Source organism: Streptomyces sp. NPDC002825, assembly GCF_040295385.1.
GTDB lineage: Bacteria > Actinomycetota > Actinomycetes > Streptomycetales > Streptomycetaceae > Streptomyces.
Genome location: NZ_JBEOVH010000040.1, coordinates 36,785 through 60,848 on the forward strand (window position 1 = coordinate 36,785; position 24,064 = coordinate 60,848).

General features: G+C 73.4%; 15 protein-coding genes. 12 read left to right on the forward strand and 3 right to left on the reverse strand.

What is annotated here, in order from left to right:
* Nucleotides 1–63: 63 nt before the first annotated feature.
* The 6 genes from ABT041_RS34825 to ABT041_RS34850 all read left to right on the forward strand — a co-directional run bounded on the left by ABT041_RS34825 (nt 64) and on the right by ABT041_RS34850 (nt 13,129).
* A complete protein-coding gene (locus ABT041_RS34825; protein ID WP_351192125.1) occupies nt 64–1,770 on the forward strand; it encodes a glycerol-3-phosphate dehydrogenase/oxidase in 1,707 nt (568 codons plus the stop codon).
* A 242-nt stretch (nt 1,771–2,012) separates the two neighbouring features.
* Nucleotides 2,013–4,340: a serine/threonine-protein kinase gene (locus ABT041_RS34830; RefSeq protein ID WP_351192127.1), complete on the forward strand. Its 2,328-nt coding sequence runs from the start codon at nt 2,013–2,015 to the stop codon at nt 4,338–4,340.
* Nucleotides 4,341–4,497: 157 nt separating this feature from the next.
* Entirely contained in the window at nt 4,498–7,614 is a 3,117-nt protein-coding gene (locus ABT041_RS34835) for a serine/threonine kinase C-terminal domain-containing protein (RefSeq protein ID WP_351192129.1), read from the forward strand.
* A gap of 127 nt (nt 7,615–7,741) precedes the next feature.
* Entirely contained in the window at nt 7,742–9,448 is a 1,707-nt protein-coding gene (locus ABT041_RS34840; RefSeq protein ID WP_351192131.1) for a serine/threonine-protein kinase, read from the forward strand.
* 165 nt (nt 9,449–9,613) lie between these two features.
* Entirely contained in the window at nt 9,614–11,278 is a 1,665-nt protein-coding gene (locus ABT041_RS34845) for a succinic semialdehyde dehydrogenase (RefSeq protein WP_351192133.1), read from the forward strand.
* 39 nt (nt 11,279–11,317) lie between these two features.
* Entirely contained in the window at nt 11,318–13,129 is a 1,812-nt protein-coding gene (locus tag ABT041_RS34850; RefSeq protein WP_351192135.1) for a GMC oxidoreductase, read from the forward strand.
* A 622-nt stretch (nt 13,130–13,751) separates the two neighbouring features.
* Here the strand turns inward: ABT041_RS34850 and ABT041_RS34855 are convergent.
* Nucleotides 13,752–14,045, reverse strand: coding sequence for a chorismate mutase (locus tag ABT041_RS34855; protein ID WP_351192137.1), 294 nt, complete (start codon nt 14,043–14,045; stop codon nt 13,752–13,754).
* 370 nt (nt 14,046–14,415) lie between these two features.
* Here ABT041_RS34855 and guaA point away from each other — a divergent pair, with 370 nt between their 5' ends.
* The 4 genes from guaA (at nt 14,416) to ABT041_RS34875 (ending at nt 19,040) form a co-directional block, all read left to right on the forward strand.
* Complete coding sequence (guaA, locus tag ABT041_RS34860) at nt 14,416–16,008, forward strand: glutamine-hydrolyzing GMP synthase (protein ID WP_351192139.1); 1,593 nt, start codon at nt 14,416–14,418, stop codon at nt 16,006–16,008.
* Between the two features lie 174 nt (nt 16,009–16,182).
* Complete coding sequence (locus ABT041_RS34865; RefSeq protein ID WP_351192141.1) at nt 16,183–16,971, forward strand: class II aldolase/adducin family protein; 789 nt, start codon at nt 16,183–16,185, stop codon at nt 16,969–16,971.
* 188 nt (nt 16,972–17,159) lie between these two features.
* Nucleotides 17,160–18,392 (forward strand): hypothetical protein, encoded by a 1,233-nt coding sequence (locus tag ABT041_RS34870; protein WP_502976668.1) that lies wholly within the window; start codon nt 17,160–17,162, stop codon nt 18,390–18,392.
* Between the two features lie 90 nt (nt 18,393–18,482).
* Nucleotides 18,483–19,040, forward strand: coding sequence for a DoxX family protein (locus ABT041_RS34875; protein WP_351192145.1), 558 nt, complete (start codon nt 18,483–18,485; stop codon nt 19,038–19,040).
* A gap of 156 nt (nt 19,041–19,196) precedes the next feature.
* On the opposite strand, the gene ABT041_RS34880 is transcribed toward ABT041_RS34875, so the two are convergent.
* The gene (locus tag ABT041_RS34880) at nt 19,197–20,537 is read right to left on the reverse strand and encodes a PspC domain-containing protein (RefSeq protein WP_351192147.1); all 1,341 of its coding nucleotides are present in this window, start codon (nt 20,535–20,537) and stop codon (nt 19,197–19,199) included.
* Nucleotides 20,538–20,693: 156 nt separating this feature from the next.
* Here ABT041_RS34880 and ABT041_RS34885 point away from each other — a divergent pair, with 156 nt between their 5' ends.
* Both ABT041_RS34885 and ABT041_RS34890 read left to right on the forward strand, forming a co-directional pair.
* A complete protein-coding gene (locus ABT041_RS34885; RefSeq protein WP_351192149.1) occupies nt 20,694–21,956 on the forward strand; it encodes a PspC domain-containing protein in 1,263 nt (420 codons plus the stop codon).
* Complete coding sequence (locus ABT041_RS34890; RefSeq protein WP_351192151.1) at nt 21,953–22,669, forward strand: LuxR C-terminal-related transcriptional regulator; 717 nt, start codon at nt 21,953–21,955, stop codon at nt 22,667–22,669. The genes ABT041_RS34885 and ABT041_RS34890 overlap by 4 nt, the downstream gene beginning before the upstream one ends.
* A 114-nt stretch (nt 22,670–22,783) precedes the next feature.
* On the opposite strand, the gene ABT041_RS34895 is transcribed toward ABT041_RS34890, so the two are convergent.
* The gene (locus tag ABT041_RS34895; protein WP_351192153.1) at nt 22,784–23,887 is read right to left on the reverse strand and encodes a C40 family peptidase; all 1,104 of its coding nucleotides are present in this window, start codon (nt 23,885–23,887) and stop codon (nt 22,784–22,786) included.
* Nucleotides 23,888–24,064: the final 177 nt, after the last annotated feature.

Genomic DNA, 24,064 nt, shown 5'->3' on the forward strand with positions numbered 1-24,064 from the left:
GGCCTGCGGCGCGCGGGAGTGCGACGCGCGCGGGACAGACGGGGGACGACGGGAGGCAGCAGCGTGAGGACAGCGACACTGGGACCCGCCGAGCGCGCCGAGGCGCTCGCGGCCATGGCCGAGCGAGAACTGGACGTGCTGGTCGTCGGCGCCGGAGTCGTCGGCGCCGGGACCGCCCTGGACGCCGTCACGAGAGGGCTCTCCACCGGCATCGTCGAGGCGCGCGACTGGGCCTCCGGCACCTCCAGCAGGTCCAGCAAGCTCGTCCACGGCGGCCTGCGCTATCTGGAGATGCTCGACTTCGCCCTCGTACGGGAGGCGCTCAAGGAGCGCGGTCTCCTCCTGGAGCGGCTCGCCCCCCACCTGGTGAAGCCCGTCCCCTTCCTCTACCCCCTCCAGCACAAGGGCTGGGAGCGGTTCTACGCCGGCTCGGGCGTCGCGCTGTACGACGCGATGTCGCTCTCCTCGGGCCACGGCCGCGGCCTCCCCGTCCACCGCCACCTCTCCCGCAAGGGCGCCCTGCGCGTCGCCCCCTGCCTCAAGAAGGACGCCCTCGTCGGCGCCCTCCAGTACTACGACGCCCAGATGGACGACGCCCGCTTCGTGACCACCCTCGTGCGCACCGCCGCCTCCTACGGCGCCCGGGCCGCCAGCCGGGCCCGCGTCACCGGCTTCCTCCGCGAGGGCGAGCGGGTCGTCGGCGCACGCGTCCAGGACGTCGAGGCGGGCGTCGCGTACGAGATCAGGGCGAAGCAGATCGTCAACGCCACCGGCGTGTGGACCGACGACACCCAGGCCCTCATCGGGGAGCGCGGCCAGTTCCACGTCCGCGCCTCCAAGGGCATCCACCTCGTCGTCCCCAAGGACCGCATCCACTCGACCACCGGACTGATCCTGCGCACCGAGAAGTCCGTGCTGTTCGTCATCCCCTGGGGCCGCCACTGGATCGTCGGCACCACCGACACCGACTGGGACCTGGACAAGGCCCACCCCGCCGCCTCCAGCGCCGACATCGACTACCTCCTGGAGCACGTGAACACCGTCCTCGCCACCCCGCTCACCAGGGACGACGTCCAGGGCGTCTACGCGGGCCTGCGCCCGCTCCTCGCCGGCGAGTCGGACGCCACCAGCAAGCTCTCCCGCGAGCACACCGTCGCCCACCCGGTCCCCGGCCTCGTGGTCGTCGCCGGCGGCAAGTACACGACGTACCGCGTGATGGCCAAGGACGCCGTCGACGAGGCGGTGCACGGACTGGACCAGCGTGTCGCCCCCTGCGTCACCGAGGACACCCCGCTCCTCGGCGCCGAGGGCTATCGCGCCCTGTGGAACGCGCGGGCCAGGATCGCCGCGAGAACCGGGCTGCACGTCGTCAGGGTCGAGCATCTCCTCAACCGCTACGGCTCCCTGACGGAGGAGATCCTCGACCTGGTCGCGGCCGACCCCAGCCTCGGCGAGCCGCTCGCCGCGGCCGAGGACTACCTGCGCGCCGAGATCGTCTACGCCGCCTCGCACGAGGGCGCGCGCCACCTCGACGACGTCCTCACCCGCCGGACCAGGATCTCCATCGAGACCTTCGACCGGGGCACGCTCAGCGCCCGCGAGTGCGCCCAGCTGATGGCGCCGGTCCTCGGCTGGGACGACAGCCAGATCGCGAAGGAGGTCGAGCACTACGAGAAGCGGGTGGAGGCCGAGCGCGAGTCGCAGCGCCAGCCCGACGACCTGACGGCGGACGCGGCGCGGCTCGGGGCGCCGGACATCGTGCCGATCTGACGGAACGTCCGGGGCGGACGGAGGAGTGAGGGGGAGGCCAGGGGGAGGTCCGGCGGCGTGTCCGGGGGATCCGCGTGACGCGGGAACCCCGGGGCCGTGCGGAGGCGTCGTATCCCGGAGTGCGGACCCGGGGGCGCCACCCGCCCCGAGGTGAGGGACAATGGCCTCTCTTCCAGGGCGGGTTACCGCATCGCGCGGGAAGCGGCAGACGCGGCGAAGATCAGGGATCGCAGAGGGGACGCATGTCGGAGGCGGAGCAGTCGCGGGACAAGGCGAGGGACCCCAGGCGGGACGCCGCCGCGGGGGCCGCGACCGACGGCGACCGAGGAGCGGTTCCGGCCGCGCGTGAGCCGGAGCGGGACACGCAGGACGCGCAGGTCGGACGGGGTGCGCAGGCCCCGGAGAGCGCGCGTGAAACGGAGCGGGGCATCGAGGACGCGAAGCCCGCGGCGGCCCCTGGTGACGTGAAGGACGCCCAGCAGGTGAAGGGCCCTCAGGACGCCCCGGCAGAAGGGCCGACGGGCTCGGGAGCGGCCGGTGCCGCCGGCGGCGACGCCGTCGCGAACGGGCGGCTGCGCGGCACCGAGCCGTCCACCGGACGGGCCGGCTTCGGCGCCGGGGACGGCGACGGCGAGAGCGACCGCAGGCCGGCCGCCGGAGGCACGCGCGGCGCCGACAGGTTCCGCAAGGAGCCGGCCGGCGAGGGACGCCTGCTCGCGGGCCGCTACCGGCTCGGCGCGGTCCTCGGCCGCGGCGGCATGGGCACCGTGTGGCGCGCCGTCGACGAGACCCTCGGCCGTACCGTCGCCGTCAAGGAGCTCCGCTTCCCCACCAGCATCGACGAGGAGGAGAAGCGACGCCTCATCACCCGGACCCTGCGCGAGGCGAAGGCCATCGCCCGGATCCGCAACAACGGCGCCGTCACCGTCTACGACGTCGTCGACGAGGACGACCGCCCGTGGATCGTCATGGAGCTCATCGAGGGCAAGTCCCTCGCGGACGCCGTCCGCGAGGACGGCACCCTCACGCCCCGGCGCGCCGCCGAGGTCGGCCTCGCCATCCTCGACGTGCTGCGTTCGGCGCACCGCGAGGGCATCCTGCACCGCGACGTGAAGCCGTCGAACGTCCTCATCGCCGAGGACGGCCGGGTCGTCCTCACCGACTTCGGCATCGCCCAGGTGGAGGGCGACCCCTCGATCACCTCCACGGGCATGCTCGTCGGCGCCCCCTCGTACATCTCGCCGGAGCGCGCCCGCGGCCACAAGCCCGGTCCCGCCGCCGACATGTGGTCGCTGGGCGGCCTCATCTACGCCGCGGTCGAGGGCAGTCCGCCGTACGACAAGGGCTCCGCCATCGCCACCCTCACGGCCGTGATGACCGAGCCCGTCGACCCGCCGAAGAACGCGGGCCCCGAGCTGGAGAAGGTCATCTACGGCCTGCTCGCCAAGGACCCGGCGCAGCGGCTCGACGACGCCGGCGCCCGGGTCCTGCTGCGGGCCGTGCTCGACGCGCCCGAGGCACCGCCCGTGGCCGCGCCCGAGGTCACCACCGTCGTACCGCTGCCGCCCCGGCCCGACCAGGCCCCGGCGACCCCGGCGGCCGACCGGGGGCCCGACGCGGCCGCCGAGCGGATGCGGGGCGCGCTGAAGTCCGTACGGAACGCGGCCGCCTCCGTGAAGGCCGAGCCGAAGCCCGCGCCGCGACTCGCGACCGAGCCGCTGCGGGGCGGCGGCAAGCCGGCCCCGGCCCGCGCGCCGCTGACCGACGTCGTACCGCGCCGCACCCTGGTGATCATCGCCGCGGTCGCCGTCCTCGCCGTGCTCGGGACGATCCTCGCGGTCTCCCTCGGCGGCGGAGGCGACGAGGGCAACCAGGGCAAGGGCGGCGACGGGGGCACCACCGCCTCGGCGGGCGCCTCGACCGGCGGAGCCGACGGCTCCGGCGGCGCCCAGGGCCAGTCCTCGGGCGGCCCCGGCCAGCAGGGCGGCACCCAGCCCGGCGACAACGGCGCCACGGGCTCGACGGGCAGCAACGACGGCACGAACGGATCCACGGCCGGCCAGAACGGCACCACGCCGTCCGGGAAGCCCGGCGGCGGCGCGGGCGCGCAGCTGCCCGCCGGCTACACCCTCGTCACCAACGGCTCGCTGCACTTCTCCATGGCCATGCCCTCGACCTTCAAGGCCCGTTCGATCCCGGGCTACTCCCTCGGCCGGATATACAGCGAGAGCGGCGGCTTCCCGCGCGTCCAGGTCGACTACAACGGCAGCCCGAAGGACGACGCGGCGGCCGCCTGGGAGCTCGCCCGGTACGGCGTGGCCGCCACCAGCCAGGACTACAAGCACATCGGCATAAGCCCGGTCTCGTACAAGGGCTACCCGACCGTCGCCGACTGGGAGTTCGAGCGCACCCAGAAGGGCGTCCGCGTCCACGTGCTCAACCGCGGTTTCAAGGTGGACTCCTCGCACGGCTACTCCATCATGATCAGCTGCGCGGCGGACGAGTGGAACGGCGCCGAGTGCAAGACGCTGCGGGACACGGCGTTCGCCACGTTCAGCCCCAAGGACTGACCGGTGCCACGTATCGTGAGCTTCGTGGACCGAACGCAGCCGAACAGAGCCGTGAACTGTGCGGTACCGGACCGGAACTGACGAACTCGGGTGATCCCGCCCGATCCCGAGGGATCCGCGGGGCCACGGGGGACAGCGTGCGCGCGGGGGAGGCGTCGTGGACGACTACGCGGGAAGGGTGCTCGCCGACCGCTACCGCCTGCCGCTGCCACCGGCGGACGCCGACGCGTACGAACCGGTGGAGACGCGCGCGTTCGACACCTACAGCGGGCAGGAGGTCCTGGTCCGCCAGGTGCCGCTGCCGGAGTTCGTCGACGCCGAGGTCCTCGACGGCCAGGGCGACCCCACCGGGCCCTACGGCGGCGCGGGCGCGGCCACCCGCCGGCCGGCCGAACCCGTCGTGCGGCGCGCGATCGAGGCGGCCCAGGCCGCCGCGCAGATCCCCGACCACCCCTTGCTCGACCAGGTCTTCGACGTCTTCGCGGAGGCCGGCTCGCTGTGGATAGTGAGCGAGCGCGTGGCGGCCAGACCGCTGGCCGCGCTCCTCGCCGAGCGGCCCCTCAACCCGTACCGTGCGGCCGAGATAGGCGCCGACGTCCTCACCGCCCTGCGCGCCCTCCACGCCCACGGCTGGGTGCACCGCAACATCACCGCCCGGACCGTGCTCGTCTGCGACGACGGCCGCGTGGTCCTCAGCGGCCTCGCCGTGGGCGCCGCCGAGGAGGCCCTCTGCGGCTACGCGCCGGTGCCGGAGCAGGCCGACGAGTTCGCGTCGCGGCCGGTCGCCGAGCCCGAGCTCCTCGGGCCGGAGGAGCCCGAACCGGTCGATCCCGCTGCCGATCCGTATGCGCCTGAGGAGTACGAGGAGGAGGCCGAGGCGGGGGAGTTCGAGGCCGGGGAGTACGGCTCCGAGGGACACGCGCCCGGGGAGTACGGCTCCGAGGAGGCGTACGGCTCCGAGGGGTACGCGCGTGCGCCGTACGAGCTGGAGCCGTATCAGCGGGAGCCGTACGCACCTGAGCCGTACGCGCCCGAGCCGTACGCGCCCGAGCCGTACGCGCCCGAGCCGTACGCCTTCGAGCCCGTCGACGCGTACGAGTCCGAGGCGTACGACCCCGAGGCGTACGACGTCGAGGTGTACGAGGAGCCGGACCCCGCGGCACCCGACGACCAGGGCGACCCGGACGACCCCGACCCCGACGCCGACCCCCGTGCGGACACCGGCACCGGCATCCCCGCCGGCCCCGGTCCCTACGGGGACTACGGCGCCGACCCCTACGGGCGGGCCGCGCCGGCCCCCGCCGAGACCCAGCCCGCCCCCACGCCGCCCACCGCCGACGTGCGGGCCACGCGGGCCGGGGCCATCGCCGCGTACCGGGCCGGTGCGCGGGCGGCCACCCGGCTCGGCGAGACCGGGGCCCTGCCCGTTCAGCGTCCCGCGCCGCCGGAGGGGCCCGAGCCGCCCCCGCCGCCCACGGCACAGGCGTCCGGCGCGCCCGAGCCGCAGTGGTGGGCGCGGGTGGCGGACGACGAGGACGACGAGGACGACGGCGACGAGCCGTACGGCGGCGGCCCGCAGGCAGGTCCGCCGCCGCGTGTGATGCTGGCCGGCAGCTGGAGCGACGGCCCGCACGCCGCGCGGGACGGCTCGGGTCCGATCCCGGCAGGCGGCGGCTCCGTGCTGCCCGGCTCGGGCCGTCCGGCGCTGCCCGCCGGGTACGCGCCGGCGACCCCGGATCCCGCGCGGCTTCCGGCGCAAGCCGGCCCGCGCGAGCAGGCGCCGGTCGCGATCCCGGCCCAGGCGCACCGGGGCCCGACCACGCGGCTCGCCGCCGAGCGGGCCCGCCAGACCCGGATCGCGGTCGTCGGCGCCGTCACCGAGCGCTGGGCGCCCGAGCAGGCCGGCCCCGTGCACGAGAACTGGCGCCTCGCCCCGCCCATCACCCCCGCCACCGACCTGTGGGCGCTGGGAGCGCTGCTCTACCGGGCCGTGCAGGGCCATGCCCCGTACCCCGAGGACAGCGCGGCCGAGCTCGTCCAGCTGGTCTGCGCCGAGCCGCCGGCCTTCGCCGAGGAGTGCGGGCCGCTGCGCCCGGTCGTGGAGTCGCTGCTGCGTCAGGACCCGACCGAGCGCCCGGACTTCGAGGAGCTGCGCGGCTGGCTGCGCTCCCTGGTCCGCTCGGCCCCGGAGCCGGAGGCCGGGCTCGGAGTCGTACCGCTGCCGTCGTTCGACGAGGCGCGGCTGCCGATCGTGCGCCGGCGCGGGGAGCTGGTGCGCCGGTGGCGTGGGAGCGCGGGGGCGGGGCGTCACCGCCACAAGCGCGGCAAGGACCCGCGCCCGGCGGCCCGGCGCGAGGCCTCGCGGAGCCACGAGCGAGGCCCCGTACTGGACGACCAGGAACATGACGTCGAGTACGGCCACGCGCGCGTACAGCCCGATCACCGCGGGGAGTTCCGCGAGGAGTCCCGGGACGGCTTCCGGGAGATGTTCCGCGAGGACTTCGACGAGGAGATCCCGCAGCGCGCCTCCCGCGCGCCCCGGTCCTCCGGGCGCCCGTCGGCCCGGACGCCGGGCTCCTCGCGTTCCCTGGGCCGTACGCTCCTGATCCTCGTCCTCCTGCTGCTCGCGGGAGCCGTCGCGTACGCCGTCCTGTTCATGCCCCGCGAGGGCGAGCAGCCCCGTACGCCGACCGCTCCCACCACCACCGGCCCGGCCGCGAGCGCGAAGCCGCCGGTCGAGCCCAGCGCGAAGCCGTCGACCCGGCCGGCCACCCAGCCGGCCACCACCCCGCCCCCCGCGGACACTTCGGCCCCCGCGCTCGCCGCCGGGTACGAACTGCGCCAGGACCCGGAGGGCTTCCGGATCGGGGTTCCGAAGGGGTGGCGACGCAGCCCGATCAACGACGCCGGGCAAGTGCGCTACACCAGCGGCGACTTCACGCTGATCGTCGTCCCCGGCCGGGACAGCGTCCAGGACAACGGCTCGGACCCGCTGGAGTACCAGAACAGCAAGGAGCGCGAGCTGGCGCCGTACCGCGCGACCAGCTGGTCGCGGGTGGAGAAGACGCGCCGGGTGGACATCGGCCGGACGCCGACGGCCGAGGGGTTCTACACCTGGCCGGACAGCACGGGACGCGAGGTGTTCGTGCGCAACCTCGCCCTGATCGACGGCGGTCGGTACCACGTCGTGCAGGTCATCGGGCCGGAGAGCGAGCGTGACAAGGTGTCGGAGATCTACGAGCAGGCGACGAAGGGGTTCCGTCCGGGGCGCTGACGGCCGGGACGACGGTACGAATGTCCCACCGGCCCCCGGTCACAGTGCTGTTCCTATGACCGCCCCGAGGTTTCGCAGCCCGTGCCCCCCTCCGTAACCTGGCATCAGAAGGAACGGGCGGGGGCAAGTGGAACATTCTCAGAGCGCTTCTCAGGGCACAGGATCGGGGCTTCTGCTCGCCGGTCGCTACCGGCTGGGCGAGTCCATCGGACGCGGCGGCATGGGCAAGGTCTGGCGCGCGCACGACGAGGTGCTGCACCGTGTGGTGGCGGTGAAGGAGCTGACGGCGGGCCGGTTCGTGGCCGAGGCCGACCGGCTCGTGCTGCACGCCCGTACGCAGAAGGAGGCGCGGGCCGCCGCGCGGATCACGCACCCGGGCGTGGTGACCGTCCATGACGTCCTGGAGCACGACAACCGGCCCTGGATCGTCATGCAGTACGTCGACGGGCCCTCGCTCGCCGACGCGGCCAAGGAGGCCGGCACGATCGAGCCCCGCGAGGCGGCCAGGATCGGGCTGCACGTCGTCGGCGCGCTGCGGGCGGCGCACGCGGCCGGGGTGCTGCACCGGGACGTCAAGCCGGGCAACGTGCTGCTCGCGCGTGACGGGCGCGTCCTCATCACCGACTTCGGGATCGCGGCCATCGAGGGCGACTCGACGATCACCCGTACGGGCGAGATCGTCGGCTCCATCGACTATCTGGCGCCCGAGCGGGTACAGGGCGGCGATCCCGGTCCCGCCTCCGACCTGTGGTCACTCGGCGCCACGCTGTACACGGCGGTGGAGGGCACCTCGCCGTTCCGCCGCACCTCCCCGATCAGCACGATGCAGGCGGTGGTGACCGAGGAGCCGCCGCACCCGGCGAAGGCGGGCCCGCTGGCCTCCGTCATCGTGGCCCTGCTGCGCAAGGACCCGGCGCAGCGGCCGCGCGCGGACGAGGCCGAGCGGATGCTGCTCGACGCGATGGAGGGGCGCGCTCCGGCGGCGGCCCAGGCGTATGTGCCGACCCAGCGCGTGGCCAGGGAGGACCTGGAGTCGGCGACGCGCGAGGTCCAGCCGGCGGACGGCACGGGCACGGAGGTCCTGGCGGGCGGGACGCGGAAAGCCACCGCGCAGTGGCCCCAGTCGCCCCAGCAGCCCCAGCCGTCCCCCGGACCTCAGCAGCCTCAGGGCTCGCACCCGCCCCTCGTCCCGTCCTCCCCGCCCGCCTCCGGCCGTGGCCGCTGGCGTTCCGCCGTGCTCGCCGCGCTGCTCGCCGGGGTCGTCGCCGGCGGTGCCGTGTTCGCCGCCATGAACTACGCGGGCGGCGACCGCGACGGCCGCGGCGACGGTGGCCGGACCACGCCGGCGACCTCCCCCGCCACCAAGGACGCCAAGGCCGGCATCCCGGCCGGCTGGCACCGCGTCGAGGACCCGGAGGGCTTCAGCCTCCTCGTACCGGACGGCTGGAAGCGGCAGACGGAGGGCGACCAGATCGACTACACCCCGGACAACGGGCGCCACCGCATCCGGATCAGCATCGACAAGAGCCCCGACTTCGAGAACCCGTACATGCACGCCCTCGACCTGGAACGCCAGTTGGGGAAGCGCATGGACTACAACCGGGTCAAGCTCCTCCAGACCACCTACCGCGACCAGGTCCGTTCCTGTCTGTGGGAGTTCACCTGGACGGAGAAGAAGACCTTCCCCGGGCCGCGGCACGCGATCGACCAGATGTACTACGAGGACGACGGCACCGAGTACGCGATCTACATGTCCTCGCCGGAGTCCAGCTGGGACACCACGCGGGAGCAGTTCGACGTCGTCGTCCAGCACTGGCGCGCGCCGGAGAAGTGAGGGACGGACTCAAGGGGCGGAAAATCTCCGTGCTCGGCCGTCGCCCGGCCGTGAGCCGCTGATCAGGGCTTATGTGCCAGTGATCGCTGGCGCGATGTGCGGAGAGGGTGAAAACGCGTTACCGACGGGTACCCAAAGGTCGGAACGCGCCCTACGCTCGCCCTCATGACGGACTCGCAGGCCCCCGCCGCCCTCACGGTCACCGACGCCCCCGCCGCGCAGTCCGCGGCCGCCGCCCCCGCCGGCGCTACCAACCCGGTCGCGCCCGCGCCCGCGGGCGCGCGGACCGCCGGCGACGTCGTCACGCCCGAGCTGGTCGCCCGGCTCACGCGCGGGGTCGTCGGCTCCGGCCGCACCGCCAACCACACCCCCTTCACCGGGGAGAAGCTGGCGGACCTGCCCGAGTCCACCCCCGAGGACGTCGCCGAGGCCTTCACGCGCGCGCGTGCCGCCCAGACCGTCTGGGCCGCCACCCCCGTCAGGGCCCGCGCCGCCGTCCTCCTGCGCTTCCACGACCTCGTCCTCCAGCGGCAGGCCGAGGTCCTCGACCTCATCCAGCTGGAGACCGGCAAGGCCCGTCTGCACGCCCACGAGGAGGTCCAGGCGGTGGCCGTCGCCGCCCGCCACTACGGTCGCAAGGCCGCCTCGTACCTGCGCGCCAAGCGTCACACCGGTGTCGTGCCCACCCTCACCAAGGTCACCGAGCTGCGCCAGCCGCGCGGGGTCGTCGGCCAGATCGCCCCCTGGAACTACCCCCTCGAACTCTCCGTCGGCGACGCGCTCCCCGCCTTCGTCTCGGGCAACGCCGTCGTCATGAAGCCCGACACCGAGACCGCGCTCACCGCGCTCTGGGCCCGTGACCTGCTCATCGAGGCCGGCCTTCCCGCCGAGGTCTTCCAGGTCGTCCTCGGCGACGGCCCGGTCGTCGGCCCCGAGGTCGTCAAGCACGCCGACTACGTCTCCTTCACCGGCTCCACCCGCACCGGCCGCGAGGTCGCCCAGGGCGCCGCCGCCCGGCTCGTCGGCGTCTCCCTCGAACTCGGCGGCAAGAACGCGATGCTCGTCCTCAAGGACGCCGACATCGAGAAGGCCGCCGCCGGCGCCGTCCGCGCCTGCTTCTCCTCCGCGGGCCAGCTCTGCATCTCCATCGAGCGGCTGTACGTGCACGAGTCGATCGCCGACGCCTTCCTGGAGCGCTTCGCCGCCCGCACGAAGGCGATGCGCCTCGGCAGCTCCCTCGCGTACGGGGCGGACATGGGCTCCCTCGTCGGCGAGCGGCAGCTGGAGACCGTCACGAAGCACGTGGAGGAGGCCGTCGCCAAGGGCGCCACGCTCGTCGCCGGCGGCGTCGCCCGCCCCGACATCGGCCCCCTCTTCTACGAGCCGACCATCCTCGACGGCGTCGAGGCCCCGATGGCCGTCTGCGGCGAGGAGACCTTCGGCCCGGTCGTCTCGATCTACCGCTTCACCGACGAGGACGAGGCCGTCGAGCTCGCCAACGCCACGCCGTACGGCCTCAACTCCTCGGTCTGGACGAAGGACGCCCGCCGCGGCCATGCCGTCGCGGCCCGGCTGCGCACCGGAACCGTCAACATCAACGAGGGGTACGCGCCCGCGTACGGCAGCGTCCAGTCCCCGATGGGCGGCATGAAGGACTCCGGCCTCGGTCGCCGCCACGGCTCCGAGGGCATCCTCAAGTACACCGAGGCGCAGACCGTCGCCCAGCAGCGGCTGATCCCGCTCGCGCCGTCCTTCGGGATGGACGACGAGAAGTACGCCGCGTTCATGAGCGTGTCCCTGAAGGCGATGAAGGCCCTGCGCCTGCGCTGACGCCCCACCCCTTTCATCCCTTTTCGTGCGAGGAGAGTCATGACCGCGGTACCCCCTACCCAAAACCAGGAGCAGGCGGACGACGCCGCGTACGACTACGACGTCCTCGTCGTCGGCTCCGGCTTCGGCGGTTCGGTCACCGCCCTCCGCCTCACCGAGAAGGGCTACCGGGTCGGCGTCCTGGAGGCCGGGCGGCGCTTCACCCGCGCGACCCTGCCGAAGAACTCCTGGGACCTGAAGAACTTCCTGTGGGCACCGGCGCTCGGCCTGTACGGCATCCAGCGCATCCACCTGCTCGGCAACGTCATGGTCCTCGCCGGCGCGGGCGTCGGCGGCGGCTCGCTGAACTACGCCAACACCCTCTACGAGCCGCTCGCGCCCTTCTTCGACGACCCGCAGTGGAAGGACATCACGGACTGGCGCGCGGAGCTCGCGCCGTACTACGACCAGGCCAAGCGGATGCTCGGCGTGCGTCTCAACCCGACGATGACGCCCTCCGACGTGCACCTGAAGGCCACGGCCCAGGTGATGGGCATCGGCGACACCTTCCACATGGCGCCCGTCGGCGTCTTCTTCGGGGACGGGAAGGACGGCGACGGGACGGCGAAGGCCAAGCCGGGCGGCGAGGTCGCCGACCCGTTCTTCGGCGGCGCGGGCCCCACCCGCAAGGCCTGCACCGAGTGCGGCGAGTGCATGACCGGCTGCCGGCACGGCGCCAAGAACACCCTCAACGAGAACTACCTCTACCTCGCCGAGAAGGCGGGCGCGGTCGTCCACCCGATGACCTCGGTCGTCGCCGTCACCGAGGACTCGCGGGGCGGCTACGCGGTCAAGACCCTGCCGACCGACAACCGGAAGAAGGGCGCGGGCCGGACCTTCACCGCCCGCAAGGTCGTCATCGCCGCCGGAACGTACGGCACGCAGACCCTGCTGCACCGGATGAAGGACACCGGCCTCCTGCCCCGCATCTCCGGCCGGCTCGGCGAGCTGACCCGTACGAACTCCGAGGCGCTGGTCGGCTCGCAGACCACCGACCGCCGCTACCGCAAGCGCCACGGCAAGGACCGCGTCGACTTCACCAAGGGCGTCGCGATCACCTCGTCGATCCATCCCGACGACAACACCCACATCGAGCCCGTCCGCTACGGCAAGGGTTCCAACTCCATGGGCGGCATGACCGTCCTCCAGGTGCCGTACGGCGCGCACCGGGTCCGCAGGTGGCTGCTCGAACTGGTCAAGCACCCCGCGCTCGCGGTCCGCTCGCTGTCCAACCGGCGCTGGTCGGAGCGGACCATCATCGGGCTCGTCATGCAGTCCCTGGACAACTCGCTCACCACCTACCGCAAGCCGGACGGCATCGGGAAGGGCCTCCTCACCGCCCGCCAGGGCCACGGCGCCCCCAACCCGACGCAGATCGAGGCGGCCACCCAGGCCGCGAGCCTGCTCGCCGAGGAGATCAACGGCTTCGCCGGCTCCAACATCGGCGAACTCATGGGCACCCCGCTCACCGCGCACTTCCTGGGCGGCTGCCCGATCGGCACCGACGCGACGACCGGCGTCATCGACCCGTACCACCGGCTCTTCGGCCACCCCGGGATCTCCGTCGTCGACGGCGCGGCCGTCTCCGCCAACCTCGGGGTCAACCCGTCCCTGACGATCACGGCCCAGGCGGAGCGCGCCATGTCCTTCTGGCCGAACAAGGGCGAGGAGGACCCGCGCCCGCGGCAGGGAGAGGCGTACGTACGGCTCTCGGCCGTCGAGCCGAAGTCCCCCGCCGTCCCGTCCGAGGCCTTCGGCGCCCTGCGGCTGCCGTTCCTGGGGATGCCGGCGGTCCCGCCGAAGAAGGACTGAGTCCTGTTCGCAGGAAAGGGCGCTGCACCCCCCTCCGAGTGCAGCGCCCCTCCAGCTTTGGTGTTGCTGCATAGATGACCTTCGGTCCCCGCGATTGGTTGTAGCGGTTGCACGGGTTCATTGTGTGACGCGCGTCACGTCCTGGGTCGGGCGTGCGGCCGGGCGTGCGGCCGGGCGTGAAGAAGGGCCCCGCGCTCGCGATTCCGGTCGCGGCGCGGGGCCCTTGAGGTCGGCACCGGTGTCAGGGCAGCGGCGGTGCCGAGCGGGCGGCGCCGGGGGGTTGCGCCGCGAGGGGGAAGGGATCGGGGGGATCGTGGGGACGGGGGGAAGGTCGGGAGATCGGCCGGTTGCGGCCGGCCCCGGGCGTCCCCGGGACCGACCGCCCTTTCTGGGTGACCGGGCTGCTGTCCCCTGCTGTCCGGTCACGCGCGCTGGTGCGAGGTCCCACGACGTACCGGAGAGGTACGCCACACGCCCCAGCGAAGCCACGCGTGGTTTCTACGGGCCCGCCCCTGGCTGGCACGGACAACCGGACCAACGAAGCCCGGCCGGAACCGGTCACGCGCCGTACGGGTGAGGACGCTCCCGAACTCGGGTGCGGAAGCCCACCCGCACGCGTCCCTCAGATGCGCCCCCGGCACAGCTCCAGCATCGTCATCGCCAGCGCCGTGCCCGGCTTGCCCAGCGCGTCCCTGTAGTGGCCGAGGACCTCCATCTCGCGGGCCAGGTTCACCCGGCGGCCACCGGAGGAGATCCGGGCCTCCTGGATGACGGCCGACACGGCCATCCGTTCCTGGATGAGCCCGATGATCCGGTCGTCGAGCGCGTCGATGCGCTCACGGGCGTCGCCGATCAGCGTCGCCGCCTCGTCGGTGCGGGCGCCGGTCTTCTCGGTGGTGGCGGTGTTCGTCGTCATGGTGGAGCTCCTCGGGGGTGTCGGACGCCCTGGAGCGACATCGCCCGGAGACAAGCAGAACGCCCCGGGCCTTGTCGGCCCGGGGCGCCTGGGAAGTCGCTTGTCAGTTGCTCAAGCAGCACGACCATGGCAGCCGGTGGGCCGGTTGCCATAGGTAAAGACGAAGGTCGAGTGCTTGCGCATGGCGACAGTATGGACCACTTCGCGCAACCCGGGACAACCCCGGTTCGGATGGTGAGACGAAAAGCGACACCGGCGCGCCGGTAGAATCGACAAATAGCCCCCCTTTCGAGGGAACCCTCAGGGACCCCACGGGAACCGCCAGGGGACCTCACGAGGGAACCTCTCCTACCGCCGGAAGGCCGCCGTAGTGTCATCAGCGACTCCCGCTGCCGCGCCCGACGTCTCCAACCCGGACGTAGTCCTCGTTGTCGACTTCGGCGCCCAGTACGCCCAGCTCATCGCCCGTCGCGTCCGTGAGGCGCGGGTCTACAGCGAGATCGTCCCGTCCACCATGCCGGTGGCCGAGATGCTGGCCAAGAACCCCAAGGCGATCATCCTCTCCGGCGGCCCGTCCTCCGTGTACGCCGAGGGAGCCCCGCGGCTCGACCGCGCGATCTTCGAGGCGGGCGTCCCCGTCTTCGGCATGTGCTACGGCTTCCAGCTGATGGCGACGACCCTCGGCGGCACGGTCGACAACACCGGCGCCCGCGAGTACGGCCGGACCCCGCTGCACGTCTCCAAGGCCGGCTCCACCCTCTTCGAGGGCACCCCGGTCGAGCAGTCGGTGTGGATGTCGCACGGCGACGCCTGCTCCGCCGCCCCCGAGGGCTTCACCGTCACCGCCTCCACGGACGTCGTGCCGGTCGCCGCCTTCGAGAACGACGAGAAGAAGCTGTACGGCGTCCAGTACCACCCCGAGGTGCTGCACTCCACGCACGGCCAGCAGATCCTCGAGCACTTCCTCTACCGCGGCGCCGGCATCGAGCCCAGCTGGACCACGGGCAACGTGATCGAGGAGCAGGTCGCGGCCATCCGCGCCCAGGTCGGCACCAAGCGCGCCATCTGCGGCCTCTCCGGCGGCGTCGACTCCGCCGTGGCCGCCGCGCTCGTGCAGAAGGCCATCGGCTCGCAGCTCACCTGCGTGTACGTCGACCACGGTCTGATGCGCAAGGGCGAGACCGAGCAGGTCGAGAAGGACTTCGTCGCCGCCACCGGCGCCAACCTGGTCGTCGTCGACGCCCAGGAGCGCTTCCTGAACGCGCTCGCCGGCGTCTCCGACCCGGAGACCAAGCGGAAGATCATCGGCCGCGAGTTCATCCGCGTCTTCGAGCAGGCGCAGCTGGAGATCCTCCAGGAGGAGGGCCCCGAGGTCGCGTTCCTCGTCCAGGGCACCCTCTACCCGGACATCGTCGAGTCCGGCGGCGGCACCGGCACGGCCAACATCAAGTCCCACCACAACGTGGGCGGCCTCCCCGACGACATCGAGTTCGAGCTCGTCGAGCCGCTGCGCCAGCTGTTCAAGGACGAGGTCCGGATGGTCGGCCAGGAGCTCGGCCTGCCCGAGGAGATCGTCCAGCGCCAGCCGTTCCCCGGCCCCGGCCTCGGCATCCGCATCGTCGGCGAGGTCACCAAGGAGCGACTGGACCTGCTGCGCGAGGCCGACGCCATCGCCCGCGAGGAGCTCACCGCGGCCGGCCTCGACCGCGACATCTGGCAGTGCCCGGTCGTCCTTCTCGCCGACGTCCGCTCCGTGGGCGTCCAGGGCGACGGCCGCACCTACGGTCACCCGATCGTGCTGCGCCCCGTCTCCTCCGAGGACGCCATGACGGCCGACTGGTCGCGCCTGCCCTACGAGGTGCTCGCCAAGATCTCGACCCGCATCACCAACGAGGTCGCCGACGTGAACCGTGTCGTCCTGGACGTCACGAGCAAGCCGCCGGGCACCATCGAGTGGGAGTGATCCCTCCCGAACGCAGTCGAAGCCGCCGCCCTCCGGGGCGGCGGCTTCGCCGTTTCCACGCCCCGGCTGGTGTGCACGCCCGCTCGTGTGTCCGCCCCGACCCGTGTGCGCGTCCCTGCTGGTTTCACGTCCGGGCTCTGGTGACTTGACCGGCCGGGCGTTACCTTCCGGCGCATGAGCGTGATACCGGACCCCGTCCCCGTCGAACGGCTCCACTTCGCCCTGCCGCCCGTGCACGCGACGGCCGAGGAGGAACGCACCCACCGCAAGCAGCGGCTCGCCGGCGCGCTCCGGCTCTTCGGACGGCTCGGATACGAGGAGGGCGTCTCGGGCCACATCACCGCCCGCGACCCCGAGTACCCCGACTGCTTCTGGGTGAACCCCTTCGGGGCGCCGTTCGAGGACCTCACCGCGAGCGACCTCATCCTGGTCAACGGCGACGGACAGGTCCTCCGCGGCGGTCACCACGTCAACCAGGCCGCCTTCACCGTCCACGCCCAGGTCCACCGGGCCCGGCCCGACGCCGTCGCCGTCGCCCACACCCACTCCGTCCACGGGCGGGCCCTCGCCGCGCTCGGCGAACTCCTGGACCCGATCACCCAGGAGGCCTGCGCCTTCTACCAGGACCACGCTCTCTACGACGCCTACACCGGCGTCACCGTGGACGCCGAGGAAGGCCGCCGCATCGCCGTCGCCCTCGGCGGCTTCAAGGCGATCGTGCTCCGCAACCACGGGCTGCTCACCGTCGGCACCTCCGTCGACGCCGCCGCCTGGTGGTTCATCGCCCTCGAACGCTGCGCCCAGGTCCAGCTGGCCGCACGGGCCGCCGGCAAACCCGTGCTCATCGACCACCGCGAGGCGGTCGCCACCCGCGAACAGCTCGGCAGCGACCTCGTCGCCTGGATCAACTACCAGCCCCTCTGGCGCAGGATCAGCCGAACGGACCCCGAACTCCTGTCGTAACACCATCGCCTCACCCTTCTGTACGTCAATGAGATGGCGCGGCAATCACTCTCCGGCGGGGCGCACGCGGCAGGCGCGGGAGCCGCCGGTACGGCACAATTCCGTGGAATCAACGGCTGGTTGGCCCTTCGGGGAGCCGCCGGGACGCATGGACGCGGGCCGTGAAGTGAGCTCCGGGAGTGAGCACCGTGGCGGTTCAAGAGGCGAGACAGTACGGCGAGCACGCGACGGCCTGTGCCGGCTGCGCCCACTGCGGGCAGGCCGGACACCGGCGGGCGGTCGCCGCCTTCCTGGCCCGGCGCGACGAACTCGCGGCCGGCCACGGCGTCCCCGCGGCCGTCGCCCACTCCCCGGTCGCCGCCCGCCAGTGGGTCTCCGACGAGCTCGCCCAGTCCGCCCGCGCCGTCGCCGTACGCGGCCGGGAGGCCCGGCTCGCATGGCTCGACCGGGTACGGAGCGGGGGTCTCGGCGCGGTCTGGGGCGCCGTCCTGGCCCTCCTCCTCGGCCAGGCCCTCACCGCCATCGACGGCGGCTGGACCGGCGCCCGCACGGCCGGCCTCTGCACCGCCCTGGTCCTCGCCGTCCTCCTCAGCGCCGCCGCCCACGCCCACCGGGCCCGCGGCGGTCTGCTCGCCCCGCTGATCGGCGAGGACAACCGGCTCTCCACCACCCGCGCCGTCGCCGCCGGCTGGCTCCTCCTCCTCGGCTACACCCTCCTCTTCCTCGTCTTCCGTTCCCCGGGCGCGACCGCGTTCGGTCTCGCCCGGGGCGCAGGCCTGCTGACCGTCCTCGCCCTCGTCGCCTCCGTCACCGTCACCTCCCGTCTCGTCGTCGCCCTGGGCATCGCGGCCGGCCGTCTCCAGAAGGTGCGCGCCGACCGCCCGCGCGCCGCCGACCTGGTCTGCGACGACAGCGGCCGGGCCGCCCTCGCCGACGTCCAGTACCTCCTCGTCTCCGGCGCCGTCCTCGCCCTCGCCGCGGTGGGTCTGGTCCGCGACCCCGACCGGCTGCCCGAGGTGCCCTGGTCCCTCGTGCTGCTCGTCGGCGTCTCGGCGGCCTGGCACCTGGCCGCGAAGTGCACCGAGGGCGTCCGCCCCACGATCCACTCCGTGGTCCGGTCCCGGGAGGCGGGCGACCTCGACGCCCCGATCCGGATCGGCGACGACATCGAGATCCGCGGCTGCGGCTTCGTCCCGCCCGGCGCCGCTGCCCCCGACCCGCTGACCCGTCTCGTCGTGCGCATCGGCCCCGTCCACGCCCACGTGCCGCTGGTCCCGGTCCCGGGCGGCTTCGCCAACCCCACCGACGCGTCTCTGACCGTCCCCCTCCCGGCGGACGTGGAACCGGGCCGGGTGGAGGTCTCGGTCGTCACGGCCGCCGGCGTGGAGACCAATCGGGTCACGATCGACGTGGTGGACTGAGCGTCCCGCCGCCCCTCTGTCTCCCGGGCACGCCGTGCGAGGAGAATCGTCCCGCGAACAGTCGTGCGGGGCGTGGAGAGGTGACCGACGATGACGGGACAGCAGGACGCCGGCTCGGACGAGGCCCGGGGGGCCGACGGCACCGGTGACGGGGGACGTTTCGTCGAGCGGAAGGCCACCTTCGACCAGTGGAGGGCGATCGCCTCCCGCTATTCCCTCCTTCCGTTGCGGATCTTCCTCGGGGTCACCTTCGTCTACGCCGGACTCGACAAGCTCACCGACTCCGCCTTCTTCGCCGACACGGGCAGCGGCTCCATCGGCGAGATGATGCGCGGCGTCCGCGACAGCTCCGCGATCCCCGCCCTCGTCGACCTCGCCCTCAACAACCCCACCGGCTTCGGATACGCCATCGCCTTCGGCGAGCTCGCCGTCGGGCTCGGAACCCTCTTCGGTCTCTACGCCCGACTGGCGGCGCTCGGCGGCGCCCTGATCTCACTGAGCCTCTGGCTGACCGTGAGCTGGCAGGTCCACCCGTACTACCTCGGCAACGACCTGGCCTATCTGATGTCCTGGCTGCCGCTGCTGCTGGCCGGGGCCCCGGTGCTGTCGCTGGACCGGCTCCTCGCCGAACGGCGCCGTATTCGATAGGCCACCCAGGTCGCGAGGGCGGCGGTGCCCAGCCCGCCGCAGAGCACGGGGACCACCGCGTACCACGGGGTCGTCCAGGCGTCGGCGGCATCGCCCGCGTAGACGGCGGCCAGCGCGAGGGCGGTCAGGCCGACGAGCAGCCGGCCGGGGCGGAACTCATGAAGCAGCACGGGTGACCTCCACCTGTCCGATTCCGACCTCCAGCGAGAGGTCCAGGGTGCCCGCCGGGGTGGTCCCGGCCGGCGGGGCGAGCGTGCGGGTCACGTCACGGTCGGGCGCGATGTCGATGTCGCCGGCGGGCGCACCCGGCAGCTGCAGGTCACCCAGGCCCACCTGGGCGTGCAGCTTCACCACCGCGCTCTTCGGGACGATCACCTTGAGCTGCCCGGCGCCCACGGAGGCGCGGGTCGTCACCGTCGTACCGGCCGGGAGCGGGAGCCGGGAGAGATCGAGCGTTCCGACTCCGGTGCCCAGACCGTAGTCCGGCTGCACGGCGGCCACCGAGGCCGGCTGCCACGCTTCGCGGACCCATTCCGTGGCGATCCGGTCCGGCAGTGCCGAGGCCAGTGCGAGCAGGCCCGCCGTGACCACGGTCAGGAAGACCGTCCCGAACCCGGTCCGTCCGAGGAAGCTGCTGACGACGAGGCCGAGCCCGAACACCGTCAGCGCGGCCGCCAGGCCGATCTGCAGGCTGGTGCCCAGCGGATGGGTGTCCCACGTCAGGCCGGTGCCGAGACCGCCCGCGATCAGGGCGAGCAGGAAGACGAGACCCCCGATGGAGAGCGGGCTCCGGCGCACGGAGGGCGTGGGTCGCCCGGCCGCCGAAGGGTCGGGACCCCATTGACTGCCCGGCTTCGGCACCTCGCCGTTCACCTTGCCGTCCTCGTCCAGGATTCCGTGCGGTCCCCACAGGTAGCCGACGGCGATCTTGCCCGTCGAGCCGTCCTTGACGATGGGGTCCCTCCACCAGGAAGGGGACTCGTAGATCGGCGGGGCCTTGGTCTCGGGCGGCGCCTCGGCGACCGTGAGGCCCGTCGCGGAGTCCGTTCTGCCCTCGCTCTCGCCGCCGGCCCGCCGCCGCTGCGACCAGACCGCCGCCCCGCCCACCGCGAGCGACAGGGTCAGCGTGAAGCCGAGCAACTGCCCGCTGTGCAGCGTCGACAGGAAGATCCCGCAGCCGATCAGCGCCATCAGCAGGGCCGCCAGGGAGGCACCGGACACCCGGCCCGTCAGCAGTCTGCGGCCCTCGCTCTCCTCCTCGCCCGCGAGCGGGATCAGCAGCCACGCGAAGCCGTAGAACACGAGCCCCAGGCCGCCGGTCACCGCCAGCACGCCGATCACCACCCGGAAGATCACCGGGTCGAGGTCGAAGTGCCGTCCGAGACCTCCGCAGACGCCGCCCACGACGTTGCTACCGCGCGAGCGCCGGAGCGGCGGGGCGGGATCGGCCTCCGCCGGCGGCGGGGCCTCGTGCTGCGAAGGCGTCGAACTCGTCATGCCTCCATGGTGACGGCCCGTGACGCCCTGCGGCACCGGGGCCGACCCTGGCCCGACCCTGATATTCGCGGCGCCCCCGCCCCCGAGTCCGTACCAGGGACGATCTCAGGGCGGACCCTGATGTCCCGGGCGGGCCCGACGTGTGACGATCGGTGCATGTCCGCAACCGCTCGTGTCACCGAGACCGACGAACCGCCCGTGCGCAGGCTCTACCGGAGCGCCGACGGGCGGTGGCTCGGCGGTGTCGCACGCGGCCTCGCGGGCCACCTCGGCCTCCCGGTCGTCTGGGTGCGCGCGCTCTTCGTGGTGCTGTCGTTCTCGAACGGCCTCGGCATCGTGCTCTACGCGGTCTTCTGGATCGTCGTCCCGCTCGGCGTCGGCGGCCGGTCCGCCCCACGCTCCCTCTTCGAGACCACGCCGGACGGCCGGCGCAGACTGCGCAAGCCCGACAGCGGCCAGGTCGTCGCCCTGATCGCGCTCGGCATCGGCATCGCGGCCCTCGTCGGGAACATCAGCGTCGACAACGAGACCGGGCGCTACATATGGCCCCTCCTCCTCATCGCCGTCGGCGTCGTCCTCGTCTGGAGACAGGTCGACAACGCCCGCCGGGCGAGCTGGACCGACTCCGGGCGCCACAGACGGGCGCTGCAGATCGTCCGCGGCCTGGTCGGCGTCGGGCTCGTCGGCACCGGCCTCGCGGTCTTCGTGGTGGTCCGCGGCTCCGTCGCCCAGCTCGGGACGGCCCTCACCGCCGCCGTCGCGGTCCTCACCGGGATAGCCCTGCTCGCCGGCCCCTGGCTGGTCCGGATGTCGCAGGACCTCACGGAGGAGCGGACCATGCGCATCCGCGCCCAGGAGCGCGCCGAGGTCGCGGCCCACGTCCACGACTCCGTGCTGCACACCCTGACCCTGATCCAGCGCAACGCCGACGACCCGGGAGAGGTGCGCCGCCTCGCCCGCGCGCAGGAGCGCGAGCTGCGGAACTGGCTCTACAAGCCCGAGGGCACGGGCCGGGAGGAGGAGCCGGAGACCCTCGCGGAGGCGGTGAAGCGGGCGGCGGCCGAGGTCGAGGACAAGCACGGGGTCCCCCTGGAGGTGGTCGTCGTCGGCGACTGCCCGCTCGACGAGAAACTGACCGCGCAGATGCAGGCCGCGCGCGAGGCGATGGTCAACGCCGCCAAGTACGGTGGCGAGGGCGGGGGCGTGCAGGTGTACGCCGAGGTCGAGGGGCGCACGGTCTTCGTGTCGGTGCGGGACCGGGGGCCGGGCTTCGACCTGGACGCGGTGCCCGAGGACCGGATGGGCGTACGAGAATCGATCATCGGCCGTATGCAGCGCAACGGCGGTACGGCCCGGCTGCGGTCGCCGCAGGGCGGGGGCACCGAAGTGGAGCTCGAGATGGAGAGGGCGGACGGATGAGCGACGAGACCGGAGCAGCGACCGGAGCCGATGCGGGGGCGCCGGCCACGGAGCGTCGGGTGCGGGTGGTGCTCGTCGACGACCACCGGATGTTCCGCACCGGGGTGCAGGCGGAGATCGGCCGGACCGAGGTGACCGGTGTCGAGGTCGTCGGCGAGGCCGCCGACGTCGATCAGGCGGTCACGGTCATCACCGCGACCCGCCCCGAGGTCGTCCTCCTCGACGTGCACCTGCCGGGCGGCGGCGGGGTCGAGGTGCTGCGGCGCTGCGCGAGCCTGATGGGGGCGCCCGAGGACCCGGTACGTTTCCTGGCCCTCTCGGTCTCGGACGCGGCCGAGGACGTCATCGGGGTGATCCGCGGTGGTGCCCGTGGCTATGTCACCAAGACGATCACCGGCACCGATCTGGTCGACTCGATCTTCCGGGTCCAGGAGGGGGACGCGGTCTTCTCGCCGCGGCTCGCCGGGTTCGTCCTGGACGCGTTCGCGTCGACGGACGCGCCGCCGGTGGACGAGGACCTGGACCGGCTCACCCAGCGGGAGCGGGAGGTGCTGCGGCTGATCGCCCGGGGATACGCGTACAAGGAGATCGCCAAGCAGCTCTACATCTCGGTGAAGACGGTCGAGTCGCACGTCTCGGCGGTGCTGCGGAAGCTCCAGCTCTCCAACCGCCACGAACTGACCCGCTGGGCCACCGCCCGCCGCCTGGTCTGACCGGGGCCGAGCGGGCTCAGCCGGCCTGACCTCGGCCTGACCCCGGCCTGACCCCGGCCTGACTCGGGCCTGACCTCGGCCTGACTCGGGCCTGACCCCGGCCCGCGTCGGGGCTCAGCCGACGCGGGTCGCCCCGGCGAAGGGCATCTCGTCGATGGGGGCGATCCGCACCGGGGCGCCCGGCCGGGGGGCGTGGATCATCTGGCCGCCGCCGATGTAGAGCCCGACGTGGCTGATGCCGGAGTAGAAGAAGACGAGGTCGCCGGGGGCGAGCTGGGACAGGGAGACACGCCGGCCGGCGTTGATCTGGGTGTACGTCGTGCGGGGCAGGGAGACGCCGGCCGCGCGCCAGGCCGCCTGGGTGAGGCCGGAGCAGTCGTACGCGGAGGGTCCCGTCGCCCCCCATACGTACGGCTTGCCCAGCTGGGCGCGGGCGAAGGAGATGGCCGCGGCGGCCCGGGCGTTCGGGGCGGTCACCGGTCCGCGCTCGCCGCCCGAGGAGCGGTCGGCCCGCAGCGCCGGGGAGGACGTTCCGCTCGCCCCGTCGGCCGGGGCGGGGGCGCCGGAGCCGTCACGGGCCGCGGCGGCCGCGTCGTACCGTGCGCGCTCCTCCTCGGTCAGCCGGGCGAGCAGGGTCCTGGCCTCCGCCAGCTTGCCGACGACGGTCGCCTTCTGCCGCCGCAGCTCCTCCTCGTGCCCGCGCAGCGCGGTCAGCTTCCCGGCCGACTCGCCGCGCAGCTGCCGGATCGCGGCGAGCTCGCGCCGTACGGCGGTGACGGCGGCCGCCTGCCGGTCCCCGGCCTTCTCGGCGAGCGCGGCCCGCTCCAGGTACTGGTCGGGGTCGGAGGTGAGGGCGAGCTGTACCGCGGGGTCGAGGCCGCCGCTGCGGTACTGGGCGGCGGCCATGGCGCCGAGCGCGTCCCGGGCGGTGTTGAGCCGCTGGGTCCTGCGGGCGGCCTCGTCGCGCAGCCGGTCGAAGGCGGCGCGCGCCTCGTCCGCCTTCTCCTTCGCCCCGTTGTACCGCTCGGTCGCGACCTCGGCCTCCTCGTAGAGCCGGTCGACCTTCGCCTTGACCTGGGCGGTGGTGGGCCGGGGGTCCGCGTGTCCGGACCCGTCGAAGAGCGTCGCCGTCGCCGCGGAGGCGAGGGCGAGGGTGGCGGCGGTGCGGACCGCCGAGCCGCCGAGGGGAGACTGTTTGGACTTCCGGTGCGCTGCCACGAGGGCGGGTCACATCCTCTTCCCTGAGGGGGACGGTGCCCGCCGGGCCGACGGCGGGCCGCACAGGGGAGACGGACCGCCGCCGGGTTTTCTCGGCGGGGGTGACCGACGGCCGCCGGATCGCCGGCGGTGGTGGGGAGCCGGTCACCTGGTGGAGGACGCTAAACCGGGGGTCAC